This is a genomic window from Herbaspirillum sp. GCM10030257 (genome assembly GCF_042666555.1).
In the GTDB taxonomy this organism is placed as follows: Bacteria; Pseudomonadota; Gammaproteobacteria; order Burkholderiales; family Burkholderiaceae_D; genus Noviherbaspirillum.
In genome coordinates this window covers 39,579-60,846 of record NZ_JBHTDH010000009.1, presented here as the reverse complement: position 1 = coordinate 60,846, position 21,268 = coordinate 39,579, and the positions used below count along the sequence as shown (strand labels likewise).

Annotated in this window: 22 protein-coding genes; 12 read left to right on the top strand and 10 right to left on the bottom strand. The window is 54.7% G+C overall.

Annotated elements, in window-relative coordinates:
• Nucleotides 1-46: 46 nt before the first annotated feature.
• The 3 genes from ACFQUU_RS15475 to ACFQUU_RS15465 all read right to left on the bottom strand — a co-directional run bounded on the left by ACFQUU_RS15475 (nucleotide 47) and on the right by ACFQUU_RS15465 (nucleotide 2,289).
• On the bottom strand, nucleotides 47-1,012 hold the full coding sequence (locus ACFQUU_RS15475) for a TIGR01777 family oxidoreductase (protein ID WP_382248668.1): 966 nt from the start codon (nucleotides 1,010-1,012) through the stop codon (nucleotides 47-49).
• A 118-nt stretch (nucleotides 1,013-1,130) separates the two neighbouring features.
• Nucleotides 1,131-1,673: a GbsR/MarR family transcriptional regulator gene (locus ACFQUU_RS15470; protein WP_382248666.1), complete on the bottom strand. Its 543-nt coding sequence runs from the start codon at nucleotides 1,671-1,673 to the stop codon at nucleotides 1,131-1,133.
• A 310-nt stretch (nucleotides 1,674-1,983) separates the two neighbouring features.
• Nucleotides 1,984-2,289: a hypothetical protein gene (locus tag ACFQUU_RS15465; protein ID WP_382248664.1), complete on the bottom strand. Its 306-nt coding sequence runs from the start codon at nucleotides 2,287-2,289 to the stop codon at nucleotides 1,984-1,986.
• A gap of 516 nt (nucleotides 2,290-2,805) precedes the next feature.
• On the opposite strand from ACFQUU_RS15465, the gene ACFQUU_RS15460 reads away from it, so the two are divergent.
• The gene (locus ACFQUU_RS15460) at nucleotides 2,806-3,381 is read left to right on the top strand and encodes an Rrf2 family transcriptional regulator (protein ID WP_382248662.1); all 576 of its coding nucleotides are present in this window, start codon (nucleotides 2,806-2,808) and stop codon (nucleotides 3,379-3,381) included.
• Here ACFQUU_RS15460 and ACFQUU_RS15455 read toward each other — a convergent pair whose 3' ends face one another.
• Nucleotides 3,382-3,735, bottom strand: coding sequence for a PilZ domain-containing protein (locus ACFQUU_RS15455; protein ID WP_382248660.1), 354 nt, complete (start codon nucleotides 3,733-3,735; stop codon nucleotides 3,382-3,384).
• Between the two features lie 117 nt (nucleotides 3,736-3,852).
• Nucleotides 3,853-5,109 carry an NTP/NDP exchange transporter gene (locus ACFQUU_RS15450; protein WP_382248658.1) on the bottom strand — a complete coding sequence of 419 codons (1,257 nt, stop codon included), beginning with the start codon at nucleotides 5,107-5,109 and terminating at the stop codon, nucleotides 3,853-3,855.
• 198 nt (nucleotides 5,110-5,307) lie between these two features.
• On the opposite strand from ACFQUU_RS15450, the gene ACFQUU_RS15445 reads away from it, so the two are divergent.
• Complete coding sequence (locus ACFQUU_RS15445; RefSeq protein WP_382248656.1) at nucleotides 5,308-5,487, top strand: hypothetical protein; 180 nt, start codon at nucleotides 5,308-5,310, stop codon at nucleotides 5,485-5,487.
• A 113-nt stretch (nucleotides 5,488-5,600) separates the two neighbouring features.
• On the opposite strand, the gene ACFQUU_RS15440 is transcribed toward ACFQUU_RS15445, so the two are convergent.
• Nucleotides 5,601-5,939: a hypothetical protein gene (locus tag ACFQUU_RS15440; RefSeq protein WP_382248654.1), complete on the bottom strand. Its 339-nt coding sequence runs from the start codon at nucleotides 5,937-5,939 to the stop codon at nucleotides 5,601-5,603.
• A 244-nt stretch (nucleotides 5,940-6,183) separates the two neighbouring features.
• On the bottom strand, nucleotides 6,184-6,669 hold the full coding sequence (locus tag ACFQUU_RS15435) for a hypothetical protein (RefSeq protein ID WP_382248652.1): 486 nt from the start codon (nucleotides 6,667-6,669) through the stop codon (nucleotides 6,184-6,186).
• Between the two features lie 321 nt (nucleotides 6,670-6,990).
• Between ACFQUU_RS15435 and ACFQUU_RS15430 the strand changes: the two genes are divergently transcribed.
• Complete coding sequence (locus ACFQUU_RS15430) at nucleotides 6,991-7,113, top strand: hypothetical protein (RefSeq protein ID WP_382248650.1); 123 nt, start codon at nucleotides 6,991-6,993, stop codon at nucleotides 7,111-7,113.
• A gap of 148 nt (nucleotides 7,114-7,261) precedes the next feature.
• Nucleotides 7,262-7,765, top strand: coding sequence for a hypothetical protein (locus ACFQUU_RS15425; protein WP_382248648.1), 504 nt, complete (start codon nucleotides 7,262-7,264; stop codon nucleotides 7,763-7,765).
• A 164-nt stretch (nucleotides 7,766-7,929) separates the two neighbouring features.
• Here ACFQUU_RS15425 and ACFQUU_RS15420 read toward each other — a convergent pair whose 3' ends face one another.
• Nucleotides 7,930-8,742 carry an IclR family transcriptional regulator gene (locus ACFQUU_RS15420; RefSeq protein ID WP_382248646.1) on the bottom strand — a complete coding sequence of 271 codons (813 nt, stop codon included), beginning with the start codon at nucleotides 8,740-8,742 and terminating at the stop codon, nucleotides 7,930-7,932.
• A gap of 136 nt (nucleotides 8,743-8,878) precedes the next feature.
• Complete coding sequence (locus tag ACFQUU_RS15415; protein ID WP_382248644.1) at nucleotides 8,879-9,871, bottom strand: Bug family tripartite tricarboxylate transporter substrate binding protein; 993 nt, start codon at nucleotides 9,869-9,871, stop codon at nucleotides 8,879-8,881.
• A gap of 357 nt (nucleotides 9,872-10,228) precedes the next feature.
• Here ACFQUU_RS15415 and ACFQUU_RS15410 point away from each other — a divergent pair, with 357 nt between their 5' ends.
• The 5 genes from ACFQUU_RS15410 (at nucleotide 10,229) to ACFQUU_RS15390 (ending at nucleotide 14,910) form a co-directional block, all read left to right on the top strand.
• Nucleotides 10,229-11,092, top strand: a complete 864-nt coding sequence (locus tag ACFQUU_RS15410) for a branched-chain amino acid ABC transporter permease (RefSeq protein ID WP_382248642.1) — start codon at nucleotides 10,229-10,231, stop codon at nucleotides 11,090-11,092.
• A gap of 2 nt (nucleotides 11,093-11,094) precedes the next feature.
• On the top strand, nucleotides 11,095-12,120 hold the full coding sequence (locus ACFQUU_RS15405) for a branched-chain amino acid ABC transporter permease (RefSeq protein ID WP_382248640.1): 1,026 nt from the start codon (nucleotides 11,095-11,097) through the stop codon (nucleotides 12,118-12,120).
• Complete coding sequence (locus ACFQUU_RS15400) at nucleotides 12,113-12,877, top strand: ABC transporter ATP-binding protein (RefSeq protein WP_382248638.1); 765 nt, start codon at nucleotides 12,113-12,115, stop codon at nucleotides 12,875-12,877. The genes ACFQUU_RS15405 and ACFQUU_RS15400 overlap by 8 nt, the downstream gene beginning before the upstream one ends.
• On the top strand, nucleotides 12,864-13,571 hold the full coding sequence (locus tag ACFQUU_RS15395; RefSeq protein WP_382248636.1) for an ABC transporter ATP-binding protein: 708 nt from the start codon (nucleotides 12,864-12,866) through the stop codon (nucleotides 13,569-13,571). The genes ACFQUU_RS15400 and ACFQUU_RS15395 overlap by 14 nt, the downstream gene beginning before the upstream one ends.
• A gap of 163 nt (nucleotides 13,572-13,734) precedes the next feature.
• Complete coding sequence (locus ACFQUU_RS15390; RefSeq protein WP_382248634.1) at nucleotides 13,735-14,910, top strand: ABC transporter substrate-binding protein; 1,176 nt, start codon at nucleotides 13,735-13,737, stop codon at nucleotides 14,908-14,910.
• A 118-nt stretch (nucleotides 14,911-15,028) separates the two neighbouring features.
• Here ACFQUU_RS15390 and ACFQUU_RS15385 read toward each other — a convergent pair whose 3' ends face one another.
• Complete coding sequence (locus tag ACFQUU_RS15385; protein WP_382248632.1) at nucleotides 15,029-15,268, bottom strand: hypothetical protein; 240 nt, start codon at nucleotides 15,266-15,268, stop codon at nucleotides 15,029-15,031.
• 543 nt (nucleotides 15,269-15,811) lie between these two features.
• On the opposite strand from ACFQUU_RS15385, the gene ACFQUU_RS15380 reads away from it, so the two are divergent.
• The 3 genes from ACFQUU_RS15380 (at nucleotide 15,812) to ACFQUU_RS15370 (ending at nucleotide 21,256) form a co-directional block, all read left to right on the top strand.
• A complete protein-coding gene (locus ACFQUU_RS15380; protein WP_382248630.1) occupies nucleotides 15,812-16,978 on the top strand; it encodes a hypothetical protein in 1,167 nt (388 codons plus the stop codon).
• Between the two features lie 661 nt (nucleotides 16,979-17,639).
• Nucleotides 17,640-18,815, top strand: coding sequence for a glycosyltransferase (locus ACFQUU_RS15375; RefSeq protein WP_382248628.1), 1,176 nt, complete (start codon nucleotides 17,640-17,642; stop codon nucleotides 18,813-18,815).
• Nucleotides 18,816-19,027: 212 nt separating this feature from the next.
• Nucleotides 19,028-21,256, top strand: a complete 2,229-nt coding sequence (locus tag ACFQUU_RS15370; RefSeq protein WP_382248626.1) for a family 1 glycosylhydrolase — start codon at nucleotides 19,028-19,030, stop codon at nucleotides 21,254-21,256.
• Nucleotides 21,257-21,268 lie beyond the last annotated feature (12 nt).

The window sequence follows — 21,268 nt, the reverse complement described above, 5'->3', positions numbered from 1 at the left end:
GCGACGGTTATTCCGTTCTCCCGCTACCGGACCGCGCTAGTTAACCTTATGCTTCGACACTTGAAGGTGACTGATTAGCGCCATAAAGGCTGGTCAATGCCTTGTGGAGGTCCGGGTAAATAAAGCTGAAGCCTTCCGCAGTTAGCCGTTCCGGTACAACACGCTGTCCTTCCAGTAGCAGGTCTGCCTGTTCGCCCAGCACCAGCCGCATCGGCAGCCCTGGTGTTGGCATGAAAGAGGGACGCCGCACAATGCCTGCTGCAATCCGGCTGAATTCTGCCTGAGTCACCGTTTCCGGTGCCGTGAAGTTATACGCCATGACACCTTCATGGCTGTTCTTCCAGATATGTGCCATGGCGCGCAGCAGGTCGTGCACATGGATCCATGATATGCACTGGCGTCCTCCGCCCAGTGGCCCGCCCATGCCAAGTCTGATCGGTAGCATCATCATGGGCAGGGCACCTTGGTGTCCAAGTACGAGGCCAAAGCGCATGCAGGCTACGGACACGCCGTAACGGCTGGCTTCTCCAGCAGCGGCTTCCCACTCGCGACAAAGATCTGACATGAAAATCGGCTGTGCTGGGCTGGTTTCCGTCAATGCGGAATGATCGTCGCGGCGTTGGATGCCGTAGTAGCCGATGGCCGAGGCGGACAGCAGCAAGCGTGGTTTCCGTTGCGCCCCGGCGATCCATTTCACCAGCGACTGAGTCAGTCCGATGCGACTGCGGCGCAGCACCTTCTTGCGCTCCGCGGTCCAGCGACGGCCAAGGATACGCGCGCCGGCCAGATTGATCATCACATCGATGGTCTGTGTAATCGGTACTTCGTCCATGGTGGTAATGCATTTCACCTGGTTATTGAACATCCGAGCCGCTTTTTTCGTATCGCGGCTCAGGATAAATACGTGGTGACCGTCCGCGAGCAGTGCAGGCACCAGCAAGTGGCCGATAAACCCGGTGGCACCGGTGACCAGAACTGTTTCAGGACGATCGCCGAAATGAATGACTGACATAACTTTCTCCCGTGGGAAAATCTGTTTGAGGTAATCGAATGCGCCATTTCCCTATCGGGCCGGTTACAAGTTTTCCTGTCTGTTCTGGGATGATGGCGATTGAATAGATGAAATCTTGTTAATTTCCGTCCTTGTCATCGGTACCAAGAAACTTGGCTACTGTTCCGCCCATCTTCAGCATGCGCTTGAGCGTTGCAGGAGGTAGCCGTTTGTAGTCTTCATAAGTAGCCGAGAGCATCTCCATGAAGGCGAGCACCTGTTCCATCTTTGCGCGGGTGGCTGCTTCGAGATCGACATCGTTGTTGGCATTCATCGCGCAATCACGCAGGACGGTCAGCGTCGGGTCGATTTCTCGGCGCTTACGTCCTTCCATGATGACCCGGAAGATTTCCCAAACGTCCTGGAGCGCTACAAAGTGATCGCGCCGGTCTCCAGCAAGGTGACTAATGCGTACCAGTCCCCAGCTCTGTAATTCCTTGAGGCTGGTGCTGACATTCGATCGGGCCACGCCGAGGGTTTCCGCAATGTCTTCAGCCGGCAACGGTGCGTTGGCAAGGAAAAGTAAAGCATGGATCTGTGCGACGGTGCGGTTGACTCCCCATCGGGTGCCCATTTCGCCCCAATGAAGGACGTACTTTTGCATGGTCGGGCTGAGGTGCATAAGGGTTTTCTCTTTTTTCTTTAATTTCTGTCGTTACAGAAATTAAAGGCGATATGCCGTGTGTTGTCAATGCTTTTACGCCAAAATGCTCAAAGCGTTTTGCCGAATCCGTCTAAACGATAGCTAATTATGCGTTGTCCGCATCTGCACCGTGCCATACAGCCGCGCCAAATTCAGATCGTATAGTTTCAGTCCAAAATTCGTCCGAAACGATTTACCCTGTTACGACCTCAATCCATTCCGGTCCCCGCACGTCAGTCATATGCGGCCGGATTGGTGCCCAAGGTGGCATAGACTGTCAGTCACTGTCTCAACTCTCAGCCTTTGAGCCAGACAAGGCGAAACGGGCAGAATCATGGCCTACAAGCAGCCCGGCCTCATCAGCCGTAGGCGGATCGCAAGGTTTCGCTCCACAGGCATCCAGCACGTGTCTGAAAAAACTCTCAGTGCCTGGGGAAAAGTAAAGTTTGCTGGCATTGCCGACGCCGAGGCCGCTAAACATTGCCCCTTCTTCGGGCGAGTCGGACAAATCCCACAGCCGCTCAAAATTCTCCTGCAGCCGTACATGCTCATTGCACAGGATTGCTTCATCGGACAACTCAATCATGAACCACAAAATAATTCTTCCTTTTTAAGTTTAACGGCCGCTTAGCCTGCGGGATACATGTTTGGGCCAGACCGTAATAAGAATATTTTACTTTGACAATTACATCGTAAACCAGCCGGCCGGTATAGCTATATACATGACATATTCCATATATCGATGGGAGACGATATAGACCGCTTTCTGCTATTCCATGTATAAACAGCCGGGTTTGGAGTTTTAGTAACAGGTTTATTCCAAAGCTCCGGGCTGGCACGACTTGGGATTAGCCTGATAAAGCACGCCATGCTGCCGAACAAACGCGCAGTGCATGAAGATACGTCTGTAAGTATTTGATTAGATGAGATTCATACAGTACGTACTTAAGGCCATTAAAATGGCGTCGAAAACAATGTTCTCAAATAAAAGAAGACAGCGGCAATGTTGATGTTATGCCTTATTCGTATAGTTTCATGCGGATAAGGCATTGGATTTGCTGCACTGCGTTCGCCTACGCTGCGGAATTGCCTTTTCGCTAACGGGGTCAGTATGTCTCAACTCAAGAGTGATGAATACTTGCTTGGAAATTCAAGCCTGCACTTGCAACTATCGACCGCGCTTGCCGTGATGACCCATCTGATTTGTAACGTTTCACGCCCGCCCAGCGCGCAGCAGATGTCCGAATCAATGGAATTATCTTCGCGTCATCTACGTAAACTGATGCGGACCCTGAGTGCGGGCGGGCTGCTCCAGCCGCATCCGTCCCGTTCCGATACATGGATATGTCCGCACCCGCCTCATTCGATTTCACTGGCGGATATTTATCAGTGTCTCACTCGGGGCGATGATGACAGCATTTTGCCATTCATTCCGCCGCCGCAAGTGGATGCTGCCGGATCAAGCGCGGACCTGCTGATGATGCAGGCCACCATGGCGATTAACCAGATTGTGATGCAGCAGCTGCAAAGATTTGACCTCGGACGATTGAAAGCTGCGGAAAATGCCATGCTGTTTACTGCTGCGCTTCGTCGAAAAGCGTGGCCGAAAGTTGGTAAAGCGGGTCAGGCAGGTGACGATGGCGACCTGCTGGAATTATCCATCAGCCTCGATCGCGACACTGCCTGATCAGCGGTGTTGCGTCAGCGCCGGTTCGGGCATGCTAAGAAATTCAGCGATACAAGCTTCGCTGTAGGCATCCATGTCTATAAACTGTATGCCGCTGCGGAACAGACCCCGGTCAGTCGGTACACTGTACACGACCGTACCCCAGGCATTGATACGGCGGCGACTATGCGGCACATCGACTGCCAGTGCATGGTTTTTCAGCACAGGGAGCGCTTGTGCGCCAAGGATGGCCATGCCTCCCATGGACAAATCAATGGTCATGTAGAGCGACGAGGTGTGGTCGAGCAGTAGTCTTGCGCTAAAAAGGGCAGGTTTTCTGATATGACTGCGATGTTCGAAAGCGATAAAGGACACTGGGCAACTCCTGATTTCCAGCGGGAAATATAGTCGCTTGACCTTGGTCGTAATTGATACCCGTCAACACTTGACGTGTTTTAGCAAAATCAACCGATGTCGCCGGTACAGAGTTGTCTATTTGTCAGTTCGGCGATCGAAGCTTATGCCGGTGCGGAACGCGGCAACAAGCCATACCAGCACGGCGGGCAGTCCAACCAGCAGGACAGCGCTCCATCCGACACCGCGAACAAGATTGATTAGCCACGCACTGGCCGCGTCGTTTGCCCGGTAAACGGTGGTATCGATAAAATTCTTGGCTTTGAAGCGGCCTTCGGGTCCGATAGTCGTGTAAATCATTTCGCGCCCGGGTTTTCCAAACGCGTACTCACTTGCTCTGTGCAGTACCTGTACTGCTGCAAATCCGATCAGGGTCGGCCAGACGCCGAGCACAACAAGTCCCGCCAGCATCAGCACCGGCGCAATGCTCAGGGCCAATACAAGTCCCGCATGTCTGACGACAAAGCGCGTTCCCGCGAGTTGCAGGCCAAAGGCAAGGAGATTCACGACAAGGTCTACCGAGGCGAAGAAGGTTTTGCGTTCACCGGAACTGGCGTAGTGTTGGCCGGCCAGACTAATAATTTCAACGTAAAGGACGGTTGAGACGGTGGTCAGGCAAATCACAAGCAGCGCAATTCCGCGCAACTCCGGCATTTTCAGCGTTAGCGGCACGCCTGCAACGATGGACCCGCCCACTGGCCGCAAGCTTGTCACGTTATCTCCCGGGGATGCTTTTCGTAACGCGATCATGCATAGCGTGGCCAGAAAGAGCAGCCCAGCAGAAGTTGCCAGCAAAGTCGAGGTACTCACGTAGCGGGCAACGAGCGCGGTCATCGCCGGCCCGGCCATCGCTCCCACTGTGCCGCCCGCGGCGATCATGCCATAGCGACGCTGCGCTTCCTGCGCATTAAACGCATCGCTTACGTTGCTCCAGAAAAGGGAGACGACAAAAAGATTAAAGACACTGAGCCAAATGAAAAAAGCGGCGGCCGTCCATGCATTGCCTTCGGCTCTGAATGCCGCGCAGAACCCGAGCAAGTTCATTATAAGAAAGCCGTAACATACTGGCAGTATCGCGTTACGGCGTACATGATGGACGACGGCGCCAAACAAAGGTATCACCGCGAGCGTACACAGAAAAGTTCCGGTAAAAAGCCAATGCAGGCGGTCGGCGCCGAAGCGTACGGCCATGTCATCGCGCACCGGACGCAGCATGGTGTAGCTACTTAACAGGAGAAAGAAGGCAAGGGCGGCGTAGCTAGTACGGAGCCATTCGTGCTGCAAGACCGTGCGCAACCCCTTCGGGCCGTCTGGCATCGAGGTCGAATGTTTCATGCTGGCTCCGCTGGATTGTCGACACGGCTTCGCCGGTACGCCGACAGTACAGGTAATATGCGCCCGCCGGAAAAAATGTGCGGCCCTTTACAAACTTTGTCTGACCGCGTTTGTCACACTACTGCAGCATCCGCTGTCAGTTCGCGTCTCCGCAAACGAATTCAATCACTACTCTTACTGCATCCATAAGGAAACTGAATGTCCTATACCGCGCAAGCCGTACCTGTCGATGAACTGGAAGATCTTCTCCAGCGTTGGGAATCCAGTATCGATGTCGCGGATATTGCCGGCGACGATGCGCGTGAATCCGTACGTGCCTTCACAATGCAGAAATGCATCGAAGAACTCAGGGAAACACTCGGAAAGCATCAGGCATAATCTCGCGTCCAGCCTTTCCACGCTGTTGGTTAGTTACATCGACGGCGTGCGTTGGCACTGCTCATCCTGACGGGTATCAGGACCTGTTCTGCCAGGCCATTGCGATCATTCATTCATAAGGGCCGCACATGAATGAATGAGTCGCTGATCCGATATTTCTGACGCCGATCACCCATCAAGTCGCGTAATTCGCGAATACTCAAATTCGTTACCTCGTGCATGCGAATCAGTAAGGATGCGCGTACCGGCACGCGTTTATGCCGGATCTTGCTGATGACAGGAGGTGCGACCTCCAGCGTCCGCGACAGGGCGGCATCGTTCTTCAACTGCAGTCTGTCGATCAGCGAGTCCAGTAGGCGGTTTGGATCGTAGGTCGTTGCCGTGGGCTTACTTTCAGGACTGTGTTTCCGCTGATCATTCTGCTTCCCGTTACTGTTGCTCTGGTCACTCATTAACGCTCCGGTCGTGCATCGTTTATCAAGTTTTTGGATCAGATGCACTGACCTTCAGGAACGACAAAACGTTCACTGTAGTATACGGATTTCTTGGGTGAATTTTTGGCAGGCATGCGCCGAAAATTGGATACCGGCGTCCGTGGAAGCGGGACTACCCGTCAACAGAAATAAGCTGGCCACGCAACGTCTCTGGCTTACTTCTTCGCTTGTTCTGTTGACGGTTCCTCTGCTGAGATACTGATTATTGGCTCTTGTTTCCTGCCTTGGGTGTAGCGCTGGTGGTTTCGTTTTCACCTGTCGGACTCATTTTTCCGCTGCGGTTGGAACTGGTTTTACCACTGGCACTCTTGGTGTTGGCCTCACCGCCACCGCTCGAACCAGAGGACATGTTGCTGCTCGATGAATCGCTGCTACCCGAGGACATACCGCTGTCTGAGGATTTGCTTGAATGCGACTTGCTTGAATGAGATTTACCGGACATTGATTTACCAGAAGTGGAGTCGCTTCCGGAAGAACCGCTGGCCGACGGTTTCTTGGTGGCGCTGGTAGTCTCATTTTCACCTGTCGGACTCATCTGCCCAGCGCGATTGGCATCCGTCTTTCCGCTTGCGCTCTTGGTGGTCGCATCCGCTGCGCCGCTGGAGCTTGAAGTCTGTGCCTGGACGGATGCAGTACCCATGGCGAGAAGGAATGCGGATACCGCGAGGGGAAGTAGTTTCTTTTGCATGTCATGTCTCCTTGGAACGTTAAGGGGGTAAATTGTTGGAGTAAGGCACTCCGGCAAAGCATGCCGTTATATTTCACGCAAGATTTGCGCCAGAGGCTTTCACGGCAGATAGGAGCGGGTATTGCAATATTTACCCGCTACGAAACGACTGTACGGAAAAGTTTATACATCGCGGCTACGCAAGGCGGCACAAGAGGATGATTGCAAGCCATTCGATAGTGCCTATACTGAGTTAAGAGATCGTCCGCGTGAAGGAGCACACCATGCGACATCGTCTTTATTATCTGCTTCCGGATATCGACAGCGCACGCCGCGCGCTTGATGACATTGATGATCGCCGATGTGCCTGCGCGGCAGGTTGCGCGCATCGAGAGACTGATGATGGAGGATTATCCCGAAATGCGCTTCGCGGGCGAGGCACCTGGCGCGCCGATCTTCCCATGAACCGTTTGTTTCCTTAGGGCGAGATTAATTCGGCATCGTCCGATAGTGAATGAAGTTTGATCGCGAATTGATCGGTGATAAGTCAGAGATAGGTCAGATTTAATCAGGTATGAACCGCGGTTGGTCGTGGTCACTTAAGGAGGTAATCATGCAATTGCATCTTCCACTGCATAGATGGCATGCACATGCGCCTGACTGGCGCGCAGCGATCGCATCCGGCCTGGTTGCCGGTGCTGCCCTGATGGTGCTCGAGCTGTTCTGGTCAATGACTTCGCTCGGTTCTTCGCCTTGGGCGATGTCTCATAAGATCGCTGCCATCAGTATGGGCAGCGGCGTATTGCAATCGTCCGAATTTGATGCTGGCATCGTAACTGTCGCATTGATTACCCATTACATCCTCGGAGTCGTCTTTGCAATTATCATGGCGGCCCTCATTGAATCGTTCGGTTGGGATACGAGTCCGGGAACAGTATTGTTTGCGGGTGGTGTATTTGGATTGGTACTTTATCTGTTCAACTTCTTTGTGATGGTAGGTGTGTTCCCGTGGTTCGCTGAGATGCGAGGCTGGGCTGCCGTGATGGGGCACCTGTTGTTCGGCATGATTGCCAGCGGAATGTATCTGCAACTGGCACAGCATCGCTCCACGTCTTGAGCAGCTCCTTCAATCAGCTTCCTCAGGCTCAGTTGGCTGCCAAACGTGTAGTGAACGAGTATGCAAACCGGGCCAGCCGCGCGGGCCCGCGCGCTTGGTCGGCGGCTTGGAACAGGCGGTAAATCTCAGTGAAACGGTCCTGGTTCTCCCTGACCGGCCCCCGCTCACGAGAAAGACGAAGACTCCAGCTTCCTGGCCATCGCCAGGAGCTTGGGCCGGACTTCCATGAGCAGATATTCTTTCGTGAGACTAAAGGACGGACCGCCACAGTTCATCACCATGGTCGGAATCGTGCCCGCTGTACGGAACGCAACGGCAATGCCATTGACGTCCTTCTGCCATTCGCCAAACGAGGTGGTACAGCCGTATTGCATGAAATCTTCGACGCCGCGCGCGATACCCTGACGTATCGCGTCGGCGGCGGAATCATCAAGTTCGTGGGCCATCTTGAGAACCGCATTGCGTTCCTGCTCCGAAGCACTTGCCAGATAGGCGCGTCCGATCGCCGAAGTTGCCAGTGGTATGCGTGAACCGACCTGCAGCGTCAGGGCAAGCGTAGCGGTGCTGCGTGCGACTTCCGTATAAATAATCGATAACCGATCGCGTACACCCAGCGCCAGCGTGGCCCCGGCCTGATCGGCCAGTTCCTGCATCAGGGGTCGCGCATATTGCCGAATGTCCATCCGCGCCAGCATGGAACTGCCCAGTGCCAGTGTGGCGGTGCCTAAAGCGTAGCGACCGCCCGGCTCGACTTGTGTCAGATAACCCCGCTTCAACAAGGTGTAGGCAATTCGCGTGACAGTCGATTTCGGCAGGCCGCAGCGCTCGGAGATTTGCTGATTACTGAGGGAGGTATCGCCCGAGCGGAAGCAGGCAAGCACGTCGAGCCCACGTGCCAGCGCGGTAATGAAATAGCGATCTTCCGCAGATTTTCCTTCATCGGGAGCGGGCAGTGCGTGGCCGTCGGAAGCAGTCATGGGATATCGAAAATACGCGTCGTGCGCAGGTGCGCGGGCAGGGCAGCAAAGCCCTGATCAAGGAGCGAAACGTTACAGTAAGTGCCGGCGCACAGCAAAACGCCGGGACCTACGCATTAATTTAAATGTATTCAGATTACTCGGCCTTTGCCCCGGAATCCTTTACCACCTTGCTCCACTTGGCGATTTCGCTGCGCTGGTAGGCCGCCAATTCTTCCGACGTCGAACCGATCGGTTCCAGACCAATATCGAGCAGGCGTTTCGATGCGTCCGGCGACTTCAAAATCTTGCTGACCTCTGCCTGCAGCTTGTCGACGATGGGCTTGGGGACACCCGGCGCAGCAAACAGCGCAAACCACGACACTGCCTCAAACCCCGGCAGGCCGCCTTCGGCAATGGTTGGAATATCCGGCGCCGCCGGTGAACGCTTTGCACTGGTCACGCCAAGCGCTTTCAGCTTGCCTTCGCGGACCAGGGGCAGGCTGGAGGGCATGTTGTCGAACATCATGGTGACCCGCCCGCCGAGGAGGTCAGGAATTGCACTGGCACGGCCCTTGTAGGGCACATGCTGCATGTCGATTCCGGTCTGCGTCTTGAACAACTCTCCTGAGACATGGATGGACGTACCCGAACCGGAAGAGGCAAATGTCATCTTGCCTTCTTTCTTCCCAAGTTCAATGAATTCCTTCAGATTTTTGACAGGCACGTTGTTGTGCACTACCAGCATGTTCGGCGTCGTTGCGAGCAGGCTGACCGGCGTAAAGTCCTTGATCATATCGTAGGGCATCTTCTGGTATAGCGCGCCGTTGATCGCATGCGTACCGACTGTGCCGACCACCAGGTTGTAGCCATCGGGCGGCGCCTTTGCCACGACATCGGCACCGATATTGCCACCGGCACCCGGCTTATTGTCTACGACTACCGGTTGGCCCCACGCAGCGGAGAGCCGGTCTGCCAGCATGCGCCCGAGGATGTCCGGGGCGCCACCCGGCGTAAAGGTCACGATGATGTGGATCGGCTTGTTTGGATAAGTCTGGGCCGGCGACTGCGCGCTTGCTGCGTTCGAAGCGAACGCGAGCAGTGTGGCGGCAGCAACGGGAGCCAGACGAGAAAAGAAACGGGTAATCATGTTGTCTCCTAAGTGAGTGATTTACACACAACTTGCTTATATACAACTTGCGATGCACTTCTCTATGTCTTTTCGGCAAGCGGGCGCATTCTGTTTTTCATAGTGAAACAGTATTCTGCACTAGCGTTCCATGGTTTAGCCCACGGTTCCAATCGCATCCTGCCAGTGAAACCACGCCGCCGCAAGCGTTGTGATAGGACAAGGCAAGGTGATTCAAGTTTCGCACAGCGGAACAATGTTCCAAAATCGTTGACAGCGCCAGCCGTTTTGATTAGCGTTGCAACAACTAACACGGCACAGACTGTGAATCTTGCATTGTCGCCACCAGCGACAGTCAACTACAAAGGAGACAAGGTTTTGGATTTGCTTTTTCAACAGGTCCTTAACGGACTGACGCTTGGCGGCGTTTATAGCCTGGTTGCGCTGGGACTGACACTGGTCTACGGCATTCTTCACGTACCTAACTTTGCACATGGCGCCTTCTACATGGTTGGTGCCTACGCGGCATTCATTCTGATGGGCAAGCTGGGACTCAACTACTGGCTTGCCATGCTGGGCGCCGCGGGGGTTGTAGCAATTCTGGCCGTGATCGCGGAACGCCTGGTATTTCACCCGCTGCGACACTCTCCCGGTCTGCACCACATGATCGCGGCGATCGGCATCCTGCTATTCCTGGAGTCCGGTGCACAAGCGCTTTTCGGGGCTGACTTTCAGCGCATGCAAACACCTTATACCGGCATCATGGAGTTCTCTGGCCTGATCATGCCGGTCCAGCGCATGCTGATCGTCGTTGCAGCATTCGGATTGATGGTGGCGTTGCATCTGTTCCTGAAAAAAACCATTACCGGCTCAACCATCATTGCGATGGCGCAGAACCGCGATGGTGCCGCCCTGGTCGGTATCGATCCAAATCGGGTAGCGATGCTGACGTTTGCGATTTCCGGCATTCTCGCCGCAGTCGCCGCAACCCTTTATGCACCGATCAACCTGGTGTATCCGGCAATGGGCAACCTGGTGATTACCAAGGCTTTCGTGATCATCGTACTTGGGGGCATGGGGAGTGTTCCCGGCGCCATCGTCGGTGGTCTCATCATCGGTTTTGCGGAGGCCTTCGGCGCCTTCTACATTTCGACCGACTACAAGGACATTATCGCCTTCGTGCTGTTGGTGGTCATTCTCTCGGTACGACCGGAAGGCCTATTCACTAAAGGAGTGCGATAAATATGAAATTCATTGAAGGAAAAATCGGCTGGACACTGCTACTTGTCTTCGCTCTGCTATTCCCTGTGTTCGCAGGCAATGATTACCTGCTCACCGTGATGTCGCTCGCCTACATCTACGCCATCGCCACGATTGGCTTGAACCTGATTACCGGCTATACCGGCCAGTTCAATCTGGCCCACGCCGGTTTCATGGCGGTAGGCGCGTATACCGTCGGCATCCTGACCGTGGACCACCAGGTTCCATTCTGGATCGCTTTTGCGCTGTCGGGTTTCGTGGCGACCGCGCTCGGCTTTTTCGTCGGACTCGTTTCGCTCAGGCTGAAAGGGCACTTCTTTTCCATCTTTACGCTGTGCGTCGGGTACATCATGTATCTGCTGATCGAAAAATGGGAGAGCCTGACCCATGGAACCGTCGGCATCATCGGCATTCCTGCTCCTGAGTCGATCGCCGGCATTGATTTCGAGACGCCGCGTGCGCAGTACTATCTGGTGTTGTTCTTTCTCGTGTTGAGCGTCTGGGTAATGCACCGTATCGTTACCTCCTTGCTTGGGCGCACTTTCATGGCGGTACGCAACAGTGATGATCTGGCCGAAGCGCTCGGCATTAACCTGATGCGCAATAAACTGCTGGCCTTCATGCTTTCGGTGTTCTATGCAGGCCTTGCAGGCGGCCTGTATGCCGGTTCGGTGCGCTTTCTCGGTCCCGGCCTCGCGGGTGTTGAACATACTTTCGATATGACCATGTTCATGCTGATCGGCGGCATTGGCACGCTGTTCGGCCCATTGCTCGGATCGATTTCCATGCCATGGCTCACCCAGTACCTGCAGTTCCTGCAGGATTACCGTTTCATCGTTTTCGGCCCGATCTTGGTATTGCTGGTGATCTTCCTGCCTAACGGCATCGTTGGCTCCTATGTGGCCTGGAAAACGCGCAACGCATCGCGCAAGGCGGACGCAATTGCCAAGTTGACGCGGCAAACAGCGGCCGGTGCGACAACAAAGCGGGAGGGCACGTCCCATGCTTAAGATTGAGTCCCTGACCAAGCGTTTCGGCGGCCTAACCGCAGTACATGATGTCTCCACGACCGTCGAGAAAGGCAAGATCAACGCGATCATCGGTCCGAACGGCGCGGGCAAGACGACATTCTTCAACCTCGTCAGCGGTGCAATGCCGCCGACCTCGGGGCGCATAATCTTTAATGGCGAAGACGTTACCCGGTTGCGTGCGGATGAAATGGCACGCCTCGGCATTGCCCGGACATTCCAGAGCACCAGCCTGTTTGATCGCGCCACTGTGTTGGACAATCTGATCGTTGGTCATCGACTGCGTACCCGATCCACGTTGGCCGATGTCTTGCTCGGTACGCGCCGCTTAAAGGAGGAAGAGGCTCGATGCCGCGAAAAAGCCCGTGACGCGCTTGATTTCGTCGGCTTGTCGCATGTGGCGCATCGCATCGCCGGCGATATTTCTCAAGAAGAGCGCAAGCGCGTCGCGTTTGCACTCGCGTTGTCCACCGATCCGACGCTGGTTCTGCTCGACGAGCCCGCCGGTGGCGTCAATCCGGAAGAAACCGTCGGCCTGTCGGATCTGATCCGCAAGATGGTGAAAAGCGGCCTGACGGTCTGCCTCATCGAACACAAGATGAACATGATCATGAGCATTGCAGACAAGATCATGGTCCTTAGCTACGGCGAAAAGATTGCCGAAGGCACGCCGGATGAAATCCGTTCCAATCCGGTCGTCATCGAAGCTTATCTTGGGAGCGAACATGCTGCAGCTTGATAATATCTCCGTAAACTACGGCGGGTTCCGCGCGCTTGACAACGTCAGCATACATGCGAAAGAGGGCGAGTTAGTGGTGCTGCTTGGCGCTAATGGTGCCGGCAAAAGCTCTATCTTCCTGACCATCAGTGGATTGAACAAGGCCTCCACCGGGAGCATTCGCTTCGGCGGAAAGGAACTGGTCGGTATGAAACCGTCGAGCATCGTGCATGATGGCGTCGTGCACTGCCCTGAAGGACGCAAGCTTTTCCCCGGCATGTCGGTCCTCAAAAACCTGCTTCTGGGCGCTTATGTACATCGTGCCGACAAGGCAGGCGTCAATCGGTCACTGGAAGACGTGTTCTCGCTATTTCCCATTCTGCATGAGAAACGCGATGTGAATGCCGGTTCGCTCTCAGGAGGGCAGCAGCAAATGGTCGCCATCGGACGTGCGTTGATGGGGCGGCCTAAAGCACTGTTGCTCGACGAGCCCTCGCTGGGACTCGCACCGTTGGTGGTCAAGCAGGTATTCGAGGTGATCCAGAAGATCAATCAGGCAGGCACCACCGTTCTGCTGGCGGAACAAAACGCGTATGCCGCCCTCAAGATTGCCAGCCGAGCCTATGTTATCGAAAGCGGACGCATTGTGATGGAAGGTGACCGTGACGAATTACTCAACAATGAACAGGTGCGCAAGGCATACATCGGAGCATAAATAGATTTTCCATTGTGCTCATGGTGCGTTTATCGCTACCACGAAAAGAAGTACCGAAACAGAACCGAAACCAAGGCAGTGCGATAAAACAGAAATACAGGAAACACAGCAACACAGCAACATAGAGAGCAGACCAATTCCTTTACAGAACAGGAGACAAGCAATGATCAAGCAACCAGGAAAGCTTACTCGGCTATTTGCGTCCATCGCCATGGGCTTTGCAATGAGTGCCGGCGCTTTCGCGCAGGAAGTCGTCAAGATCGGTTATTCCGGCCCATTGAGCGGAGGTGCCGCACTCTACGGCAAGAATGTTCTGTCCGGCATGGAAATGGCTGTCAACGAGATCAATGCCAAGGGGTTCGAAGTCGGCGGCAAAAAATACAAGCTTGAAATTGTGTCTCTGGACGATCAGTACAACCCTAGCCAGACCGGCATCAACGTGCAGCGCCTGATCCAGCAACACAAGACGCCTGCTGTGCTCGTCCCGCACTCGGGCGGTATCTTTGCGGTACAGGCATTCAATGAAAAATCGAACGTCCTGCTACTCGCTTATACCAGCCTGCCGCAGGTCACCGCGCGTGGGAACAAACTGACGATTCGTATCCCACCGGAATTCACTGGCTACGTCGACCCCTTCGTCAAGACCACCATGGCAAAGTATGGCAAGAACGCGGCCATCGCCAATGCGGACCACGATTATGCCAAGGCATGGACTGCCGCCTTCAAGCCCGCCTGGGAAGCCGCTGGCGGCAAGATCGTTGCGGAAAATCCGATGTCCTATAACAAGGCCACCGACTTCTACAGTGGAGTGTCGCGTGTATTGCAGGCCAAACCGGACGTGCTCTTCATTGGCGGCGCGTCCGAGCCGACCGCACTGGTCGCAAAACAGGCACGGGAACTTGGCTTCAAGGGCGGCTTCATCATCATCGACCAGGCGAAGATGGATGAAATGGCAAAGGTCATCGGTGGATACGGACCGCTGGAGGGTTCGATCGGCGTGTTACCGCTGGTAGAAGACACACGAACGGATGCCAAGGGTTTTGTCGATCGTTACCGCAAGTTGAATCCGGGCCGTGATCCAAGTTCTGAAGTGTCGCTGAACTACACGGCAGTCCATGCCACCGCCAATGCCATGAAACTGGCGAATTCAGTGACCGATCCGGTAGCGATTCGCGCCCAGATGGACAAGGCTTTCAACACGCTGCCGGCCGAATACAATCCGAACGACATCGACGGCGTGAATGAGGTTGGCGGGTCACTGGCTAATACCTACGTCGGTACGATTGAAGGCGGTAAGGTCAAGGCTTTGAATCTGCGCAGCCTGTCGGCGAATAAATAAGTAACCTGACCCGCCCGGCTGGCGGAGTCTTTTCCTGACCATAAACGGCATGGACTGCTCCCCGCAGTCCATGCCGTTTTTCAATTGAACCCGTTCAATATTTTGTTTGTTCCATCAATCAACCCGGGATACATAGCAAGCGCTGACGGAGTGAGGCATCGGGGTTGTCCGGTGCTTCTAGAGCGCTTTCACCCTGATCGGGCCAGGCGAGGCTGAGGTGATTTGGCTGCGGAACAAGGCGCGCCGACGCAACATGGCGAGCCATGGCAAGGAGGCCTCGGCGGCCCCGCGACAACGCCGTGCCGCGGGCAAAGCATCCGGCATCGTCGGTACGATCAGGGTGAAAGCGCTCTAACATCTCAACCTCCGTTGCAATCCTGAGATGGCCGCACAGTGTGGTCCTAACATCACAGGCACTCGTCTAAGTTTTCGCCGTCGATAGCGTTATATCAATGCATTAGATTGAAACCTATCGGCTTTCTGCGCGTGTGTCTTCCTGTGACGGTTTCCCGCTTGTGATTTATGCCGCCTGCCGATTCGAGGATGCGTTAGGGTTAAACCAAGCTGATGTCTTCTGCCTCATGCCTTATGCCGAATGTAAGGTCCCCTGCGTGCTTGATGTCGTCGCAAAAGCTGAATAGCCATTTCATCGTCGTGGTTCGGCTACAACGCCAAATCGGCTTGCGTGCATTTCGCCGGCGCTCAACCTCTCGCGCTTGAGACACATCAAGCATTGCGCATCAGGCGTAGACAACACTAAACATCTGTTCGCGAATCTCGGCGTCACAGTAATCTGGAGAGAAATTCAGGGAGCTGTTCATTCGCTTCACGCACCTTGCCGCATGTAGACCTCAGCTCTCCTCAAGGACGTGTTGACCTTTCGTTTTGGAGAATAGAAATCATGGTTGGAAGTGTGAAGTATCTTTCAGCATTAGGAATTGTGCTGATGCTGGCCGCATGTGGCGGCGGCGACGTCAATGACATAACTTCGTCCAATGGTGCTAATGGCACTGGCGGATCGTCGACGCAACTCCGACCCACGGTCTATACGTCTGAAGGCAGAATCTTTAATAGCTGCAGCCTGAGTCCGGCTTGTTCCGGCAATCCCTATGCGCCATTCTTTGCAGGCGCCAATGCAGCGCCGGCAAACGGTGCGACCGTAAGTGGAATTGTGCGAATAGAAATCAATGGCAATGAAATAGCCAATGCCGAGCTGCTGCCGGCTTCAGGATATATGCCACGCTTCGGAATTTTCAACATCACTGGAGACAAGACACGTGCGTGGCTCGATCTTGATACAACCTCATTGCCAAACGGCCCCTTCAATGTCCGTGCAAGCGCATTCAACGTTCCGGCAGGCCAGCCAGGCGCACTTGAGATCGTCGCCATGTCGGCGCGTACCTGGAATATCAATAATCCCGTGCCGCCATCAGGCATGTTTTCAGCGACACTAACTTCCGCGCCCGCTGACGGTGCAACTATCAGTGGCGTCACCCGGCTGGAATTGCGGGGCAGCGGCATTGCGAACGCCGAGTTGCTGCCTGCGAGCGGTTATGCGCCGACTTACGGTACGTTTAATGTATCGGCTGACCGGACCATGGCATGGCTGGATTTTGACAGCCGATCATTGCCGGACGGTGTCAAGGATTTAAGGATCAGTGCCTATAACGTGACACAGGGTCAGCCGGGCGCAAGCGAAATTGTCGTCATGCCGGCGCGGCGCTGGAATATCCAGAATGGCGGGGCCCAACCGTCAGATGCGCCGTTTACCGCAACGGTGACGATGGCTCCGCCTCACGGGGCGATAATTAACGGTCGTATTCGACTTGAAGTGCGTGGGAGCGGCCTGCAAAATGTGGAGCTTTTACCGGCCAGTGGCTATACGCCCCGGCTTGGCGTTTTTGAGATTTCCTTCGACCGGAAGTTTGCATGGATCGAGGTAGAGACCTCCATCCTGCCGGCAGGTGTGTTGAACGCGCGCATCAGCGCATTCAACGTCGCGGCAGGGCAACCCGGAGCAAGCGAAATCATTGCCATGCCTGCACGTCAGTGGGAGGTGAGGCATTAAGAAATTTGGGCAGTAAGCCTTTCCACTTCGGATGGTGACAAAGCTACGTTATGTGTGAATGACAGTGCCGGCAGAATTCAGCCGGTGCTGTATTGCAGTGTAGCGATTACACCGCTTTACATTTAGTTCCTGCTAATCAGTCTTTGCTTGATATTAAGCATGAACTGTTAATTCCCATTGTCTCCGCTCCTTGGTATGTCTGTTAGCAGACGGTACAGGGAGTAAAAGTAGGTGAGGATTTCAGCAATGACAAATCCTCGCCTGCACAAATTTCGACACCACGGCCATTTTAGGCCTATCGGCGCACCATCCGCCCAAGGCTTTACGGCATCCCTATCGCCACTAGAAGCAGGAGCATCGCGTTTTATCTCGGGATGGAATATGCACCAAGATTTTCAAGACGATGCTGGACAAGACGGGTTACCCATGCCGTTCCGATGTCTGCTTACGAGATTCTTGAAAAGAATCACGTTGCGATGCCGCAAGAGCTTAAAAAGTGTAACGAATTTTATCGCCGTAGCGTTGTCTGTTTTATATGGTGCGCGGATCGACTTTCCATAGTCCATCCTTTATGTGAACGCGTCTAGCGCATCAATCCCGTAAGCCGGGCTTGCAATGAAAGAACTATTTACCAGGAGTCAGATATGAAGGCGGAGCTTGCATGAATTCAATATTCGTATTTTCACACTTGCGTTGGGACTTTGTTTACCAGCGGCCTCAGCATCTACTTTCCAGATTAGCCGATAAATACCGGATCGTGTTCTTCGAAGAGCCGGAATTCCGTGAAGGTCCTGCCACGATCAAGACATCAAAACCTTTGCCCAATCTGACAGTCTGCCGTCCCGTTACACCCGTTGACAAACCTGGGTTTCACGATGATCAGCTTCCCTACCTGCGGCAAATGGTCAGGGAATTGAGTGAAGACCATGAAGATCCTTATGTCTGGTTCTACACGCCGATGGCTCTTCCTTTACTGGAAGAACTGCAACCGCGACGCGTCATCTATGACTGCATGGACGAACTGAGCGCCTTCAAAAATCCGCCTACGCATTTGCTCGAGCGGGAAGACGCTTTGCTCAAACGCGCCGACATCGTATTTACGGGCGGGCCAAGCCTGTATCAGGCCAAGAAGCACCGCAATCCGAATGTCCATTGTTTCCCAAGCAGCGTCGACATCATCCATTTCCGCCAGGCGCTCGACCGGAACATCGCATTGCCTTCGCAGAAGGAGCTTGGCCAGCCTCGCCTCGGCTTTTATGGCGTCATTGATGAACGTTTCGATCCGGAGATCGTGCGGCAGATGGCGGACGTCCATCCTGAATGGGAGATTGTGCTGGTGGGGCCTGTCGTTAAAATTGATCCCGAGACATTGCCACAACGCACAAATATCAGCTACATGGGGCAGCAGTCGTATACCGTGCTACCGCAGTTCCTGGCGGCTTGGGATGTATGCCTGATGCCATTCGCGATGAATGAATCGACAAAATTCATCAGCCCAACCAAGTCGCTTGAATACATGGCGGCGGAACTGCCGATTGTCAGTACGCCGGTTAAGGATGTAGTAGACCTGCACAGCGATGTGGTGACTATTGCCTCTACGCCGGCCGAGTTCATCTCAGCGTGTGAAAGAGCGTTGACCATGGCTGCTGATGAAAAGCTGAAGATGATCCGCATGATGCGTGACAAGTTGTCCCGGACCTCCTGGACTGTCACGGCGGAGTCCATGTACACACTGCTGGAGCAGCTTGACGAACAGGACGTGGCAGAGAATGCCGCGCGGTTTGCTGTCGCTGCGAAAGCATCCGACGCGACACGCGCAAAGAGCGTGCGCAAGTAAGTGAACCAGGAGATACGGCGTAGCGGCATTGCAGCCCGCCGCGGATAGCCTGAGGAATGGGCGTACGCCGTTCTCCCTGTTTGCTTCATCGATTTTTATCTTTTATCTCTTTATCTTCTATGTGAAGTCTGGCGGGATGATCCGCAGGGCAGCGCATTTCCGGTTTAAGAACAAGCAAATAAAGACGCATGATTCAAACAAGCACACAAAATATGAATTCAGAAATCGAGTTATGGGGCGGGCTTGAATGCACCGTCAACCGGGTAGTAGACCAGTATTTCAGCCAGATGGAACGGAACGGCCATGCGGCGCGCAGTGACGATCTTGAACGATTTGCGTCGCTGGGAATTCGCGCGATTCGTTATCCGGTACTGTGGGAGCGTACCGCACCGGACGGGTTGGATACTGCTGACTGGTCTTGGCCCGATGAAAGGCTGCCTGCGCTGCAAAAACTCGGTGTGACGCCCATTGTCGGCCTTGTCCACCATGGCAGCGGTCCGCGACACACCAGCCTGGTCGATCCTGGTTTCGCGGAGGGACTCGCCGAATTTGCCGGGGCAGTGGCAAGACGTTATCCATGGATTGAATACTACACACCAGTCAACGAGCCGCTAACCACGGCACGCTTCAGCGGACTCTACGGCGTGTGGTATCCGCACGGCAGGGATGAACGCAGCTTCATACAGGCGCTTGTCAATCAATGCCGGGCGGTGGTGTTGTCCATGCGTGCAATACGCGAAGTCAATCCCAATGCCAAACTTGTGCAGACAGATGATCTGGGAAAAACCTACAGCACTCCGGAGGTGGCGGAACTGGCGACCTTTTATAACGAACGTCGCTGGCTTTCCTGGGACCTGTTGTGCGGCAAGGTCGATGAAAACCATGCGCTATGGGAATACCTTGGCAGCACAGGTGTTGAGACTGCCGAGTTGCTCTGGTTTAAAGATAATCCATGCCCTCCAGATATTATCGGCGTAAATTATTACATTACGAGCGAACGATGGCTCGACCATCGAGTGGACCGTTACCCCGAGCGTTATGCCGGGACTTACCGCGATTTTCATCATGCCGATATCGAAACGCCGCGTGCACTGGCCACACCGACGCCGGGCATTAGTCCTTTGCTGCAGGAGGCCTGGGGTCGCTACGGCTTGCCAATCGCGATCACGGAGGCGCACATTGATGCCAACCGTGAAGACCAACTGCGTTGGCTACTGGAAATCTGGGAAGCCGCCCAGCAGGTGCGGCGCAGCGGCGTCGACATGCGCGCAGTCACCGTTTGGGCTTTGCTTGGATCGTATGACTGGAATTGCCTCGTAACCGAGTGCCGCGGCTACTACGAACCTGGCCCGTTTGACGTCCGTTCGGGGCATCCGCGTCCTACTGCAGTTGCGTCCCTGATGCGCGAACTATCCGCCGGTCGTCCGCTATCGCATCCGGTATTGCAGGGTCTGGGTTGGTGGCATCGGCCCGGGCGATTCTTGTGTCCCCCTGTAGCTACCAGTGCAGCGGTTGCCTCGTTTTCTTCGGAACGTCTGCATGGTCGCTCGGGGGATGCACAACCAATACTGATCACGGGTGCCTCAGGAACGCTGGGTAGTGCATTTGCGCGCATTTGCGACGCGCGCAGCCTCGCCTATCGAATTGTGAGCCGGCAGGAGATGGATATTGCCGACCCAGCCTCTGTCGAAAGTGCCATCGCGCGTTACCGCCCTTGGGCAATCATCAATGCGGGTGGCTATGTGCGCGTCGATGAGGCCGAAATGGATAGTGAGCGCTGCTTTCGAGAAAACACGCTTGGGCCATCTGTGCTGGCTATCGCCTGCGTGCGGCATCAGGTTCAACTGATGACATTTTCGAGCGACCTCGTCTTCGACGGTCGCCAGCAATCGCCCTATATCGAAGGCGACAATGTGGCACCGCTTAACATTTATGGTCGTAGCAAGGTCGAAGCGGAACGTAAGGTGCTGGACATGCTGCCGGAAGCCCTGGTGATACGCACCAGCGCATTTTTCGGTCCGTGGGACAGTCACAATTTTGTTGCGCAGGCTTTGAAAGCCTTGCGTGCCGGATTGCCGTTCGTCGCGGCGAATGACATGACGGTCTCACCGACCTATGTCCCGGATCTCGTGCATGCTTGCCTGGACCTGCTGATCGATAAAGAAAAGGGTATCTGGCACCTGACCAACGCGGAGCCGATTACCTGGGCCGATCTGGCGTACAAGGCCGGCACGATGGCAGGTATCGATACGAGTCGACTGGAACCGATAGCGTCCACACAGATGAATTACGCAGCGCCGAGGCCGAGATATAGTGCGTTGCAAAGCGAGAAGGGCATTGCCTTGCCGCCTCTCGACGATGCATTGTCACGTTACCTTCGCTTGCAGGAAGAAGCGGCCGAAGAAGACTATGGCGGCCAAGCTGCGCATGTCGGCAGTTAGCGGGATTTCCGT